Below are 14064 nucleotides of genomic sequence, written 5' to 3'. Positions count from 1 at the left end.
GAAAGTGAAAACTCGAATGCTGGGAGGCATCGCCGCACTGCTTGTCGCCATCATCGGTACCGTGCTGCTGGTCTCATACGTACAGAATGCGGACAAGAGGGCCATGGCCCAGACGGAAACGGAGTCGGTATACGTCGTCGAGGAGGCCGTTGCGGCCGGAACCGGCATTGATAAGGTGGCGGGCGCAGTTGTCAAAAAGGATGTCCCGAAGTCAGCGGTCGCGTCCGGCGCCGTCACGGACCTGACAGACCTCGGGCAACGGGTCACGGCCGTGGCCCTTGTTCCCGGGGAGCAATTGCTGTCGTCGCGGATGGTGGATGCATCGTCCCTCCTCGGGCCGTCCAGGGTGGCGGTTCCGCAAGGTTTGCAGGAAATCACCCTCAAGCTTCCTATCGAGCGCGTGGTCGGCGGCACTCTGGCTGCAGGCGATTCGGTCGGAATCTTCCTTTCCGTTGATGACCCCGCCTCGAGTTCCGGGGAGACTCAGCTGACCTTCCACAAGGTGCTGGTAACCGCGGCGCAGTTCAGCAATGGCAGCGCGGCCAAGGCCCAGGAGGCAACTTCTGACGTGGATTCCACCAAAGGCGCGCTGGCCTCGAAGAAGACCACTGCTGACGACACGTTCCTGATTACCGTCGCACGCAACGCCGCCGACGCCCAGCGGATCATCTTCGCCACCGAGTTCGGCAAGGTCTACCTGTCCAAGGAACCGGCAGGCGCCGTGGAAGGCAGCATTGGCGTCGTGAACCGGGCAAGGCTGTTCCGATGAGCCGTTTCGTCCTCATCACCCCGAACGCCGACTTCGAACGCCGGACCCAGCTGGCAGTGTCGGGCGTGCACGGCTCGCTGCATGTGTTCCAGGCCGACTACCTGCCCGAGAGTCCGCAGGACTTTCTCCGGCAACTGGTCGGGGAACCGCCTGAAGTGCTGATCCTCGGACCGGGCGTGCCCGTTGACGGCTCCTTGAAACTGGCGTCCGTCATGGATCTGCAATATCCCGAAGTCAGCGTTGTCTTGGTGGTGCCTGAAACTAAGGAAGTAGTCCTCCAGGCAATGCGTTCCGGAGTCCGTGACCTGCTCGACCCGGACGCGGACCCGGACGTCATCCGCGTCCTGCTGGAGCGGGCGAGCCTCGCGGCTGCTGGCCGCCGTCGTGGTTTGGCCCCCGGGGCGTCCGAGCACGCCGACCACGGCGAGGGCGGGCGGGTCATCGCCGTCATGTCCCCCAAAGGCGGGGTGGGCAAGACCACGGTGGCCACCAACCTCGCCGTCGGTCTTGGCAAGGCCGCCCCCATGGGCGTAGTGATCGTGGACCTGGACCTGCAGTTCGGCGATGTTGCCAGCGGGCTGATGCTGGACCCGGAACACACCATCACGGACGCCGTGGTGGGCGCCGCCAGCCAGGACTCGATGGTCCTCAAGGCGTATCTCACCGTTCACCCAGCCGGGATCTACGCCCTCTGTGCGCCCAAGAACCCCATTGAGATGGACAGGATTTCGGGCGAGCAAGTCAGCCGGCTCCTGAGCCAACTGCGCGAGGAGTTCCACTACATCGTGGTTGATACGGCACCTGGGCTGGGTGAGCACGTGCTGGCAACGCTGGAACAGGCCACAGATGCTGTCTGGATCTGCGGAATGGACATCCCGAGCATCCGCGGCCTGAGGACCGGGTTCCAGATCCTGACCGAACTCGGACTCATGCCGGAGAAACGGCATGTGGTGCTGAATATGACAGACCGCCGGGCGGGCCTCACATTGCAGGACATCGAGGCCACGATCAGCGCGCCCGTGGACGTGGCGCTCCCGCGTTCCAAGACTCTGCCCTACTCCACAAACAAGGGAGTTCCGGTGCTTCAGGACAACGCGCGGGATGTTGCGGCAAAGGGGCTCCGCCAGCTGGTGGAGCGCTTCAAACCGAACTGGGAAGAAAGACCCCACAAAAAGTTGCACAGAAGGGCAGTAGTCGAATGAACCTCACAGACCGGTTCCAGCACCTACGGGGCGAGGCCAAAACCGACCCCGGGAAACTACAGCCCGCTGACGTCTTCCAACGCAAGCCCGCGGCGGCCACGCTCGGTAAGAAACACGAGGAGCAGGCTGCCGGCTCGGCGGCGAGCGCCTCGGCCGCCGTGGAGATGCCTCCCGTCGCTTCGGTTGCCAGCGAAGCCCTGAACGCCCTGAAGGAACGGGCAACCCAGACGCTTTTTGAACGGCTGGGCACTCGGCTCACGGATTCTGCCCTCGAGGACGAGGAACTGCATCAGCTTGTGCGGGATGAACTGAAGAGCGTCGTGGACGAGGAGCAGGTTCCCTTGTCGGGACCCGAACGGCAGCGGCTCATCCGCGACATCATCGACGACGTCCTGGGCCATGGCCCGATCCAGCGGTTCCTCGAGGACCCGTCCATCACCGAGGTCATGGTCAACCGCTACGACCAGGTTTATGTGGAACGCCAGGGCCGTATCCATCCGACGGACACCAAGTTCAGTTCGGATGACGCGCTGCGCAGGGTCATTGAACGGATCGTATCTAAGGTGGGGCGGCGCATCGACGAATCCTCGCCGCTGGTGGATGCGCGCCTGGCCGACGGCTCCCGCGTCAACGCCATCATTCCGCCGCTAGCCGTCAACGGGCCGGCCCTAACTATCAGGAAGTTCGGAAAGGATCCCCTGACGGTCCAGAACCTGATTTCGCTCGGCAGCCTCTCTCCCGAGATGGCTGAGCTCCTCCAGGCGTGCGTGCTGGCGCGGATGAACATCATCGTTTCCGGCGGCACAGGAACAGGCAAGACCACGCTCCTGAACGTTCTCTCCTCATTCATTCCGTCAGATGACAGGATCGTGACGATCGAGGACGCAGTGGAACTCCAGCTGCAGCAGGATCATGTGGTTCGATTGGAAAGCCGCCCCCACAACATTGAGGGCAAGGGCGAGGTTTCCATCCGAGACCTGGTGCGCAATTCCCTCCGTATGCGTCCGGATCGGATCGTTGTGGGTGAGGTGCGCGGCGGCGAAAGCCTGGACATGCTCCAGGCCATGAACACTGGCCATGATGGTTCCATTTCCACGGTCCACGCCAACTCCCCCCGCGACGCCATCGCCAGGCTGGAGACCCTGGTCCTGATGGCGGGAATGGATATCCCGCTGAGGGCAATCCGCGAGCAGGTTGCCTCGGCGGTCAACCTGATTGTGCATATCTCAAGGCTGCGCGACGGCACCCGTCGGGTCACTCACATCACCGAGGTTCAAGGCATGGAAGGCGACATCGTGACACTGCAGGATGCCTTCGTCTTCGACTACTCGGCCGGCATGGACGCCAACGGGCGCTTCCTGGGAAAGCCTGTTCCCACAGGAGTCCGGCCCCGTTTCACTGACCGCTTCGCCGAACTCGGCATCGAGATTTCGCCCTCAGTGTTCGGTGCCTCGTTGTCCGGCGTGCCACACCAAAGGAGGCTGTGACGATGACGGGCGAAACGGGACTCTTCGTGCTGGCAGTGTCCATGCTGTATCTGGCTGTCTTCCTGGTCTTCGTCGTCGTGCTCAGACCCCGCGCCCTGCCTTTGGAACGGCGACGTCCCGGTGCCCCGCCGCAGCAGTCCATCCTGAGTCGGGTTACCGGCCAGGCCGTGGGGGCCCTGAACAAGGGCGTCCAGAAACGCGGGCCTGGTCTCCTGACCCGTGACCGGCTGGACGCATGTGGGCTCAAGAAGGATCCGGGTGATTACCTGCTCATGGGCGGGGTAATCACACTCCTTGCAGCCGTCGCGGGTTTCATGTTGGGGGGACCTTTCGCCGCGGTGTTCCTGGCCTTGACCACGCCGGTGACCCTGCATCTGGTGCTGAACGTCCTCGCGTCACGCCGCCGGGCGAAGTTCGACCAGCAGGTGCCGGACACACTGCAAATGCTCTCGGGCGGCCTTCGTGCCGGGCACAGCCTCCTTCGGGCTGTGGACGCCGCTGCGCAGGAAAGCCAACCGCCGATGTCCGAGGAGCTGGGCCGCATCATCAACGAAACCAGAATCGGACGCGACCTCGGCGATTCGCTGGCTGGTGTGGCGAACCGGACCAGGAGCGAGGACTTCCTGTCCATCTCGCAGGGTATCGAGATCCATCGCGAGGTGGGCGGTGATCTGGCCGGCGTACTGGACAACCTTGGCGACACAGTTCGGGACCGTACGCAGGTACGCGGTCAGATTCGGGCGCTGAGCGCCGAGGGCAGGATGTCTGCCCTGGTCCTTATGGGACTGCCGGTCGTGATGTTCATAGGCCTCACGATGTTCAACGAGCGGTATGCCCGGGTATTCACCAGCACGCTGCCGGGATATCTCATGATCACTGCGGCTGTGATGCTGTTGTCCGCCGGCGGCTTCTGGCTTAGCCGCATCGTCAAGCCGAAGTTCTAGGAAGGTGATCAGCATGCAACCTCTTGCCTACGCCGCGATCCTCGCTGTCATTGCGCCGATTACCGTCATGACCTGGCTCGTGTTCACCGGCGACAGGGCCGGGCTGCGCAACATCCGGGCGAATCTTGGCCTGGCGCCGAAGACGAAGGGGCCGGCGCTCTCCGCCAACGAAAAGCTGGCGCTCATGAGCCACCGGCTGATTCCGAAAGGCTACCTCGGATGGCTGGACAAGCAGCTGGCCGGGGCGGGACGTCCGAAGGACTGGCCGCTGGCGCGCATCATCATGATCAAGCCACTGTTGGCCTCCGGCGGCGCCGTCGTCGGATATTTGTTCTTCATGGGGCGCCCGTCAGCCCAGAGTTTCCTTATGACGGCCGGCGTCACGGTTCTGAGTTACGTCACTCCGGACCTTCTGCTCCGCAGCCGTGCGCAACGGCGGCGGGAAGCAATCCGGCTTGAGCTGCCCAAGTCACTGGACCAGATGCTCATCTCCGTCCAGGCCGGACTCGGGTTCGAGGCGGCGATGGGCCGGGCCGGCGCCAACGGGAGCGGCCCGATGGCCGAGGAACTGATTCGCACACTCCAGGACATCCAGGTGGGTCGATCCCGCAAGGAGGCCTACCTCGCCATGGCAGAGCGGGTGGACGTGCCCGACGTCCGCAGCTTCATCCGGGCCGTGGTTCAGGCGGACGCGTACGGTGTGGCCATTGCCGGCGTTCTGAAAACCCAAGCCGAGGACATGCGGATCAAGCGGAAGCAGCGCGCCGAGGAACACGCCATGAAGATGCCGGTCAAGATGCTGTTCCCGCTGATCTTCTTCATCCTTCCCACCCTGTTCATAGTGGTCCTCGGGCCGACGGTGATGAGCATCATTTCGCTGTTCACGGGGTAGGGCCGGCTGGCAGCAGCACGGCTGCCAGCTGGCCCAACTCGCTCAGTTCAGTGCGCAGTGGGTCACCAAAACGAACCCCCTCGGAACCCAGCACCGAGAGGGTCTTCTGGTTGCCCGGAACGCCTGATCAAGCCGCACCAATTGCGCACGGTAGCCGCAGGATCAGCGCACGTAGCACAGGAATAGCGCAACCTGGAAAGGCTTGGCGCAGGAAGCTGCAAGATCCGTACTCCCGAGTGAAAAGGCTTGCTAACTTTTTTGTAGAGCTGGCACGGGGCCAGCCACCTGACACATCCAGGAGCATTTCATGGTCTCTCTCATCGCTTCCCTCCACGTACTCGGACTCAACCTCAAGCAGCGGCTTACCCGCGAAGAAACCGGTGCCACGGCCGTTGAATACGCGCTCATGGTCGGCCTCATCGCGGTTGTGCTGATCGGCGGACTCACCGTCTTCGGCCCCCAGCTGAGCACCTTCTTTAGTGGTCTTGGCGGCCAGCTCGGCATCGTGCCGAAGGTTGCCGGCTAGCCAACCGCAGAACGCCGGCACCTGGAATCCTAGAAAAATCACATCGAGGCTGAGGCAGCGGTCCCACGCCGGTCCGCTGCCTCACCTACAGGAGAAAGCAAGAGCATGAAACAGTGGAGGAATGAATCGGGCGCGGCCGCGGTGGAGTTCGCCCTGGTCGTGCCTCTCCTGCTGCTCCTCCTGCTCGGCATCATTGAGTTCGGCCGCGTGTTCAATGCCCAAATGCAGGTTACCGCGGCTGCCCGTGAGGCGGCGCGCGTGATGGCCATTCAGAAGCAGGCTGACTTATCCATCGCCACCGCCGTGGCCGACGCGCCCGGTCTAACGCCCGCGCTGACGCCCGGCCAAGTAGCCGTTGCACCGGGTTCCTGTACAACGAGCACTGACGCCACTGTCACAGTGACGTACTCGCTGCGTCTCGTGGCGGGCCTTTTCGGAAGTTCCATTCCGCTCACCGGGCGGGCGGTCATGCGATGCGGCGGATGACCGGCCATGAAGACGGCGCGGTTGCCGTCATGACCGCCCTGCTCATGGTCGTTCTACTCGGAATGTCGGCCATCGTTGTGGACATCGGCATGCTCTATGCCGAGCGCGCGCAGCTGCAAAGTGGAGCTGACGCAGCAGCCTTGGCCATTGCACAGGACTGCGCCACCGCCCAGTGTGGTGACTACGTAGCCACCGCTCGGACACTAGCAAACGCCAACGCGAACGATTCCCGTTCGGCCGCTGCACCTGTCATTGCGGGCAACACCGTGACTGTCCAAACCAGCACGGTGACCCGTGACGGCGGCACGGCTGTGCGGCACTGGTTTGCCCCAATCCTAGGAATCGATTCCACCCGTGTCGTCGCCAGCGCGAAGGCATCGTGGGGCAGCCCGTCCAAAGCCACTGTTTTTCCCTTCACCGCGCCCACGTGCCTGTTTAATCAGACTCCGACAAACACCGAAATCTGGATCACTAGCGCGTCCGCTTGCATTGGAGCCGCTGGCACGAGACTCCCCGGCGCCTTCGGATGGCTGGATGAAGACGGGAAGAAGAACTGCAGGGCGAGCGTGGACATTGACCAAACCATCCTCGGCGGCGCACCAGGTAAGAGCGGGCCGCAAAACTGCAATATAGATGGCACCACCATCCTGCTGCCCGTATATGACCAGAAATCCGGCCAAGGCAACAACGTCACGTATGTCATCCACGGCTTCGCTGCCTTCCGGGTGACGGCCCACAGTTGGCCGAGTCACCAGCTCAACCAGCCACCTGACTGCAACAACTGCACCGGCGTCAAGGGAAGGTTCATTACTTTGGTCTCTCTTCAAGACCTGCAGTCGTTCGGCGTCGAGGAGCTGGGCGGTCCCGCCCTTAATGCTTTTTTCGTCAGCCTCAGTCAATAGGAGCCACTTACCGTGAAAAGCCGAATCATCGCGGGTGTCGTCGCGGTTCTCCTGGCGACGGTCGGTACGGTCCTTCTCCTCTCGTACGTCGCCGGGGCGGACCAACGGGCCCTCGCAGGAACACAGACTGTCGAAGTGCTAGTAGTGAACAAGGGAGTTCCGGCCGGGACCCCAGCCAAGTCGTTGGCTGATTCCGTCGGCCGGCAGTCCGTACCGGCAAAGGTAAGGCCAAAGGATGCTGTCACCTCGCTCGCGGAGCTGGGTGACCAGGTCACTACTGTAGAGCTGGTTGCCGGCGAGCAACTCATCAAATCGCGTTTCCTGGACCCGGCGGCGATCAAGGGTGAAGAAGCGGTCACCGTTCCGAAAGGAATGCAGGAAATTTCCGTCCAGCTGGAGCCGCAGCGCATCGTCGGCGGTCAGCTCCAGCCCGGTGACACCGTAGGAATTTTCATGTCACTGAAGCCCGGAGACTCGGGCGTGCCGGTCACCCATCTCATCTTCCACAAGGTACTTGTGACCGGCGTCCAAGGGCTCGCCGTGCCCACAAAGGCGGACGCCACAGCTTCCCCAACGGCTGCCCCTGTGCCGTCAGGGAGCGTCATCGTTACTCTGGCCCGCACCGGTGCGGACGCCGAGAAGGTCGTATTTGCTCAGGAATTCGGCACAATCTGGCTGTCAAAGGAGCCTTCCACCGCGTCGGAGACCGGAACCCGACAGCTGACCGCCAAGGACCTGTTCAAGTGAGCCGCTACGCAGTAGTTACAACCGTGCCCGCTTACCACGAACGCTTGAGGGCAGCGGCCACCGGCGTTCTCGAAGGGGAAGTGCATTCGTGGACCGGAGAGGCTTTTCCTGGCGAGCCGGTGGAACTGCTGAACCAGCTTCCCGACCCCGAACTACTTGACGTTGTTGTGCTCGGCCCCGGGGTCCCGCTGGACGACGCACTTCGCCTTGCGAGCGACTTCGAAATCCAGCGGCCTGAAGTGTCCGTCCTGCTTGTTGCACCACCTACTCCGGAGCTGGTAGTCTCTGCAATGCGCGCCGGCATTCGAGATGTTGCCGAGCCCGATTCAGATGTCAGCAGCGTTAGCGCTCTGCTCCACAGGGCCACGCGGAGTGCCTCCATCAGGCGACGGGCTGCAGGGTTCCCTGGTGACGATTCTGCCAGCGGTAGCAGGGGGCGAGTGATTGCGGTGATTTCGCCGAAGGGCGGCGCTGGAAAGACCACTGTGGCCAGCAACCTCGCCGTCGGCCTGGCGGGAGCCGCACCCCACGGCACAGTGCTCCTCGACCTGGATCTCCAGTTCGGTGACATTGCCAGCGCCCTGACGATATCGCCCGAGCACTGGGTGACAGACGCTGTCCAAGGACCAGCAGGGCGCGACACTATGGTGCTTAAATCGTTTCTCAGTGCCCATTCGAGCGGGCTGTACGCGCTGTGTGCTCCGGAGTCGCCGGCCATGGCCGATCAGGTGACCGGGGACCAGGTCGCCCATCTGGTAGATCAGCTCGCGGGCCTTTACCGATTCGTCGTGATCGATACCTCCCCGGGTCTTTCTGAACACACCCTCGCAGCTCTCGATAAAGCAACGGATCTTGTCATGGTCAGCAGCATGGACGTTCCCGGCGTGCGGGGCATGCGCAAGGAGTTGGATGTCCTTCGCGAACTGGACATGGCGGCCACCAAACGCCACCTGGTGCTGAACGCGGCCGATCCCCGCGACGGGCTGTCACTGCGGGATGTGGAAACGACTCTTGGCCTCGCCGTCGATGTCGTTGTTCCCGCATCGCGGACGGTGAGGCTATCCGTTAATCAGGGCGCGCCTTTGCTGTCCACCAATGGCCGCGACCCCGCTAGCAAGGCCCTGCGGAAATTAGTGGGGCGGTTTGCACCGACACCTACACCAACCCGCAAGCGTGGTGCACGACACCGGATTGGAACTCCATGAACCTGACTAAGCGCCTTGAGGCCGCCCGAGGGCAATCGGTTGTGGCGGCAGACCCGGCCCGTAAAGGCCCAGGCGGCACTTCCGACGCCCGTTCGCACACTCTGGACAGCGGAGTAACTGTGATTGCGGATTCCGGCGTGCCAGCGGCGCTCCCCGCGGAGAAGCCTTCCCGGCAGTTGAAGACACCTGCTGCCGTTGCGCCGGCACATGACGCCCTCGCTAAGCTTAAGGACCGAGCTGGGGGCATCCTCTTTGAACGACTGGGGACACGTCTTCTTGACGCCTCACTCACCGAGGAACAGCTTCACTCGCTTGTTCAGGAAGAGTTGGTCCAGGTCGTCGAGGAGGAGGAGGTTCCTCTCACCAAGGAGGAACGCCAGCGGCTGATCCGCGGAGTGAGCGATGACGTGCTCGGATACGGCCCGCTCCAGCGACTGCTAGATGACGAGGACATTACCGAAATCATGGTCAACGGGCCCGACATGATCTACGTGGAGCACAAGGGAAAGCTGACCCGCAGCGGCGTCAGATTCGCCTCCGAGGAACACCTGCGCAAGGTCATTGAACGAATCGTTGCCCGCGTCGGCAGACGCATCGACGAATCCTCGCCGCTGGTGGATGCCCGCCTCGCAGACGGGTCTAGGGTCAACGCGATCATCCCACCGCTCGCAGTCAACGGATCGTCGCTAACTATCCGCAAATTCGCCACTGATCCTTTCCAGGTCCGGGATCTTATCGGGTTCGGCACGCTTTCCCCCGAAATGGCTGAACTTCTTGATGCCTGCGTTAAGGCCCGGCTGAACATCATCGTGTCAGGAGGGACTGGTACCGGAAAGACCACCCTTCTCAATGTCCTGTCCTCGTTCATCCCTGAAGGCGAACGCATCGTTACCATCGAAGATGCGGTTGAGCTACAGCTACAGCAGGACCATGTGGTGCGTCTGGAAAGCAGGCCGTCCAACATCGAGGGCAAGGGCGAAATCACCATTCGGGACCTCGTACGGAATTCCCTGCGGATGAGGCCTGACCGCATCGTTGTGGGCGAGGTCCGTGGTGGCGAGACTCTGGACATGCTTCAGGCGATGAACACCGGCCACGACGGCTCCCTGTCTACTGTCCACTCGAACTCGCCACGGGACGCCATCTCCAGGCTCGAGACGCTTGTGCTGATGGCGGGGATGGACCTCCCGTTGCGCGCCGTGCGTGAGCAGATTGCCTCCGCTGTCGATGTGATCGTGCAGCTCACGCGGCTGCGGGACGGCACCCGTCGGGTAACACACGTAACTGAGGTCCAAGGCATGGAGGGGGAAGTGGTCACACTGCAGGATGCTTTCGTTTTTGACTACTCCGCGGGCATCGACCCCAATGGCCGTTTTCTGGGTAAGCCCGTGCCCACAGGAGTCCGGCCCAAGTTTACTGACCGGTTCAACGAACTGGGGATCCAGCTCTCCCCCGGCGTTTTTGGCGCTGCGCCAGCTAGGAAGAGTGCCTGATGAATGCCGAGCCATCTCCTGTCATCCTTGTCATTGGATGCCTGCTTTGTTATACGGGGCTGGCCGTCTCGGGGTTCTTCGCACTTGCGCCACGCCCTACGAAGAACTCCATTAATCGAGATACGGCTTCAAACTCGGCCTCCTCGGCCGAGCTCAGCCTTCTAACAGTCCGGGTTACGGGCTTCATCGAGGGGGTGCTCAAACGCCGCAACCGCACGGCAGGAGTCGCTGGCGCGCTTGAGGCAGCCGGGCTGAAGTTCCGTCCCGCTGAGTTCGTTTTGCTCGTCGTTGTGGCATCCGTGTTAGCGGCCGGCGTTGGCTTGGTCATCGGTGGAGCGTTCTTCTCTATCGTCCTCGCGCTTACTGCTCCCTTCGCCGCGCGGTTCGGGCTCCGCCTTTTGGCCTCGAGACGACGAAAACAGTTTGCCGACCAACTGGACGACACCCTTCAATTGCTGGCCGGTGGCCTTCGCGCGGGCCACAGCCTCCTGAGGGCAATTGACGCCGTGTCGGGCGAGTCGGAGTCTCCCACATCTGAGGAGTTCACTCGGATCATCAATGAGACGAGGCTGGGCCGCGACCTAGGCGAGGCTCTTGAGGACACGGCCACGCGGACACAGTCCGAGGATTTCTCCTGGGTGGCGCAAGCTATGGCCATCCACCGGGAGGTAGGAGGAAACCTGGCGGATGTCTTAGACCAGGTGGGACACACCATTCGTGAACGCAACCAGATCCGCCGGCAGGTCAAGGCATTGAGCGCAGAAGGAAAAATCTCGGCAATTGTATTGATGGTCCTGCCGTTCGGACTCGGAGGTATCCTCCTGGTCATCAGCCCCGGTTATATGAACCCGTTCGTTGAAACCCCGATCGGTCTGGTGCTAATGGGAGTTTCCGCCGTCCTGTTGACGCTTGGAGCCCTGTGGCTTCGCAAGGTTGTCAGTTTTAAGTTTTAGTGCGAATCGAAGCAATACGAAAGGACGTGGAATGTCGCCAGTAGCATTGGGTGGAATTTTTGCCATCGCGACGGCGATCCTCCTGCTGGCCTGGTCCGTTCAGGGAAATAGACAACCCGGACACCGCATCATCCAGGAGAACCTCTCCCGCGGACTAACCGCCGAGAAAAAGCAGCAAAAGCCAAAGGCTCAACGACTTGAAACCCTTGCCAGCCGCTTTACGCCCGGCAGGTTAATCTCCGGGCTCGACCATCGACTCGCTCTGGCTGGCAGGCCGGCCGCGTGGCCGCTTAAACGGCTAGTGGCCGCCAAGATTGTTCTCGGAGTGTCTGCCGGTTTCCTCGGAATGCTCTATTTCAACAGTGCACCCGGCGCCAAGACTGCCCTGCTGGCACTGTTCGTGACTGTCGTCGCCTACTTCGTACCCGATCTTCTGATCCACAGTAAGGGAACCGAGAGGCAGAACGCCATCACGCTGGAACTTCCGGATACCCTGGATCAAATGACTATCGCTGTCGAGGCGGGCCTCGGATTCGACGCAGCGATGGCGCGTACCGGCCAAAACGGTCGAGGACCATTGGCGGCTGAGTTCGTCCGGACTCTGCAGGACATGCAGCTCGGAATGTCGCGCCGTGAGGCGTACGCAGCGATGAACGAGCGAACCAGCGCTCCGGATCTTAGACGGTTTGTGAGCGCGATCGTACAGGCGGACAAGTATGGCATCTCCATCTCCGGCGTACTACGAACACAAGCCAGTGAGATGCGACTCAAGCGCAGGCAAAGGGCCGAGGAAAAAGCGATGCAGATTCCCGTCAAAGTCCTCTTTCCGCTGATGGTCTGCATTATGCCGGTACTATTCATTGCACTTCTGGGCCCGGCCGCCATCAACGTGATGGAAACACTGGGAAAATAGTGCCACACTGATAGCCCTGTCCAGCGGCGGGACCCTCCCAACAGACTGCTGCCCTCCTTCCGTCGACGAAGTAGATGGCGGCCCCCACCACAAGGTACCCGCAGGGTTTCCACAAGATCCAAGGTCAATCAGGGTTTTCCCAACCTCAGAAAGTAGCCTTAAGTCATGTCCAATTCAGGTTCCGGCACAGCCGACAGCAGCGCCAGCGGCGTCTGCGTCCCGGCGTCTGGCCGCCCTGATGGCATGGCTCACAACGAATCGGAGAGTGCCGCTTTGCCCGTCCTGGACCTAGACGTACTTCACGAGCTTGAAGAAGACATGGGCAATACCGGCGTGGCGCACAACTTCGCTCGGGACTACATCAAGATCTGGGACAAGCGCCGGACATACCTTGAGGCGTCGGTCGAGGGCGATGACGCCGAGGCCGCCATGGACGCCGTCCTAAGCCTGAAGAACTCCGCCATGATGGTGGGCGCCGCACGGCTGGCCCAACTGGCGGTGAACCTGGAACGCCTCGTCAAGAGCGGAGACCTGTCCGCTGTACGCCGGCTGCTGCCATTCGTGGCGCTCACCGGCGAACAAACCGTCTGCGGCCTGAAGCAGGGCTACCTCCCGCCGGAGGCCTGAGCCGCACGCAAAGCCGCCGGCCGCAACTCAGCCGGCTACCCGCCGTCGACCGTTACCTATTAGGCCCTACTCCGCCCGCTTGGGCGCCAGCCGGTAGCCCACCCCACGCACGGTGACGAGCCAACGCGGATCCTGCGGATCCTCCCGGAGCTTGCGGCGCAGGTTGCCGATGTGGACTTCAACGGCCCGCTCGTCCGCTTCGCTGATATAGGTGTCCTCGCGGTAAAACTCCCCACGCACTACGCGCACCAGGTCGGCCCGGGTACGCACCGCGCCGGTTCCCCTCAGCAGCTCGTGCAGCAGGTCGAATTCGCTGCGGGTCAGCCCCAGGGGCGTGCCTCGGAGTGCCACGGTCCGGGTTTCGGTGTCGAGTGCCAGCCCGTTGTGCTGCAGCACGGTCCCCCGGCGCGAGGCGGTGGCGGCGGCACCAGAGGACCCGGCCTCCGCAGCTGCTGAAGCGGGAGCCTCACCGGCGACCCGAGGCCGGCGCAGCATGGCCGAGATGCGGGCACGCAGTTCACGCGGCCTGAACGGCTTGACGATGTAGTCGTCCGCGCCGCCCTGAAGTGCGGTGATGGTGTCCAGCTCTTCGTCACGGCCGGTGAGCATCACGATGTAGGCGTCGCTGAACTGGCGAATGCGGCGAAGGACTTCGAACCCGTCGATATCCGGCAGGCCGACGTCGAGAGTTATTACGTTTGCCTGGCGCTGCCTGGCCACATCAACCCCGTCACGGCCGGTCCCTGCGGAGTGCACCTCAAAACCAGCCTGCTGCAAAACCGCGTCGAGGAGATTCCGGACGTCCACATCATCCTCGATAACCACGGCAACACCAAGATCGCCCACCACAACCTCATATCCAGGTATAACCACCGCACAGCCCAGCGCAATGCGGTAAGCGTTACCAGATTACCTACG

General features: G+C 62.4%; 15 protein-coding genes. 14 read left to right on the top strand and 1 reads right to left on the bottom strand.

Annotated elements, in window-relative coordinates:
- The first annotated feature begins 4 nt into the window (after positions 1 to 4).
- The 14 genes from cpaB (ABIE00_RS05785) (at position 5) to ABIE00_RS05720 (ending at position 13146) form a co-directional block, all read left to right on the top strand.
- Complete coding sequence (gene cpaB / locus ABIE00_RS05785) at positions 5 to 769, top strand: Flp pilus assembly protein CpaB (protein ID WP_354257866.1); 765 nt, start codon at positions 5 to 7, stop codon at positions 767 to 769.
- Positions 766 to 1971: a CpaE/TadZ family protein gene (locus tag ABIE00_RS05780; RefSeq protein WP_354257863.1), complete on the top strand. Its 1206-nt coding sequence runs from the start codon at positions 766 to 768 to the stop codon at positions 1969 to 1971. The genes cpaB (ABIE00_RS05785) and ABIE00_RS05780 overlap by 4 nt, the downstream gene beginning before the upstream one ends.
- On the top strand, positions 1968 to 3458 hold the full coding sequence (locus ABIE00_RS05775; protein ID WP_354257860.1) for a TadA family conjugal transfer-associated ATPase: 1491 nt from the start codon (positions 1968 to 1970) through the stop codon (positions 3456 to 3458). The genes ABIE00_RS05780 and ABIE00_RS05775 overlap by 4 nt, the downstream gene beginning before the upstream one ends.
- A 2-nt stretch (positions 3459 to 3460) precedes the next feature.
- Positions 3461 to 4402, top strand: a complete 942-nt coding sequence (locus ABIE00_RS05770; protein WP_354257857.1) for a type II secretion system F family protein — start codon at positions 3461 to 3463, stop codon at positions 4400 to 4402.
- Positions 4403 to 4415: 13 nt separating this feature from the next.
- Positions 4416 to 5294: a type II secretion system F family protein gene (locus ABIE00_RS05765; protein WP_354257854.1), complete on the top strand. Its 879-nt coding sequence runs from the start codon at positions 4416 to 4418 to the stop codon at positions 5292 to 5294.
- Positions 5295 to 5601: 307 nt separating this feature from the next.
- Positions 5602 to 5820, top strand: a complete 219-nt coding sequence (locus ABIE00_RS05760) for a Flp family type IVb pilin (RefSeq protein ID WP_354257851.1) — start codon at positions 5602 to 5604, stop codon at positions 5818 to 5820.
- A gap of 105 nt (positions 5821 to 5925) precedes the next feature.
- Positions 5926 to 6306, top strand: coding sequence for a TadE/TadG family type IV pilus assembly protein (locus ABIE00_RS05755; RefSeq protein WP_354257848.1), 381 nt, complete (start codon positions 5926 to 5928; stop codon positions 6304 to 6306).
- Entirely contained in the window at positions 6303 to 7208 is a 906-nt protein-coding gene (locus tag ABIE00_RS05750) for a TadE/TadG family type IV pilus assembly protein (RefSeq protein ID WP_354257845.1), read from the top strand. Before ABIE00_RS05755 ends, ABIE00_RS05750 begins: the two co-directional genes overlap by 4 nt.
- 12 nt (positions 7209 to 7220) lie before the next feature.
- Complete coding sequence (gene cpaB, locus ABIE00_RS05745) at positions 7221 to 7955, top strand: Flp pilus assembly protein CpaB (RefSeq protein ID WP_354257842.1); 735 nt, start codon at positions 7221 to 7223, stop codon at positions 7953 to 7955.
- Between the two features lie 440 nt (positions 7956 to 8395).
- Positions 8396 to 9160: a CpaE/TadZ family protein gene (locus tag ABIE00_RS05740; protein ID WP_354257839.1), complete on the top strand. Its 765-nt coding sequence runs from the start codon at positions 8396 to 8398 to the stop codon at positions 9158 to 9160.
- Positions 9157 to 10653: a TadA family conjugal transfer-associated ATPase gene (locus ABIE00_RS05735; protein ID WP_354257836.1), complete on the top strand. Its 1497-nt coding sequence runs from the start codon at positions 9157 to 9159 to the stop codon at positions 10651 to 10653. Before ABIE00_RS05740 ends, ABIE00_RS05735 begins: the two co-directional genes overlap by 4 nt.
- A complete protein-coding gene (locus ABIE00_RS05730; RefSeq protein ID WP_354257834.1) occupies positions 10653 to 11606 on the top strand; it encodes a type II secretion system F family protein in 954 nt (317 codons plus the stop codon). Before ABIE00_RS05735 ends, ABIE00_RS05730 begins: the two co-directional genes overlap by 1 nt.
- A gap of 31 nt (positions 11607 to 11637) precedes the next feature.
- Positions 11638 to 12519: a type II secretion system F family protein gene (locus ABIE00_RS05725; protein ID WP_354257832.1), complete on the top strand. Its 882-nt coding sequence runs from the start codon at positions 11638 to 11640 to the stop codon at positions 12517 to 12519.
- Between the two features lie 165 nt (positions 12520 to 12684).
- Positions 12685 to 13146: an Hpt domain-containing protein gene (locus tag ABIE00_RS05720; protein ID WP_354257829.1), complete on the top strand. Its 462-nt coding sequence runs from the start codon at positions 12685 to 12687 to the stop codon at positions 13144 to 13146.
- A 66-nt stretch (positions 13147 to 13212) separates the two neighbouring features.
- On the opposite strand, the gene ABIE00_RS05715 is transcribed toward ABIE00_RS05720, so the two are convergent.
- Positions 13213 to 13992, bottom strand: a complete 780-nt coding sequence (locus ABIE00_RS05715; RefSeq protein ID WP_354257826.1) for a response regulator transcription factor — start codon at positions 13990 to 13992, stop codon at positions 13213 to 13215.
- Positions 13993 to 14064: the final 72 nt, after the last annotated feature.

Origin of the sequence: Arthrobacter sp. OAP107 (genome assembly GCF_040546765.1) — a bacterium.
Classification (GTDB): Bacteria; Actinomycetota; Actinomycetes; order Actinomycetales; family Micrococcaceae; genus Arthrobacter.
The sequence above is the reverse complement of the archived record's forward strand: the minus strand, read 5'-3'. Positions and strand labels throughout refer to the sequence as shown.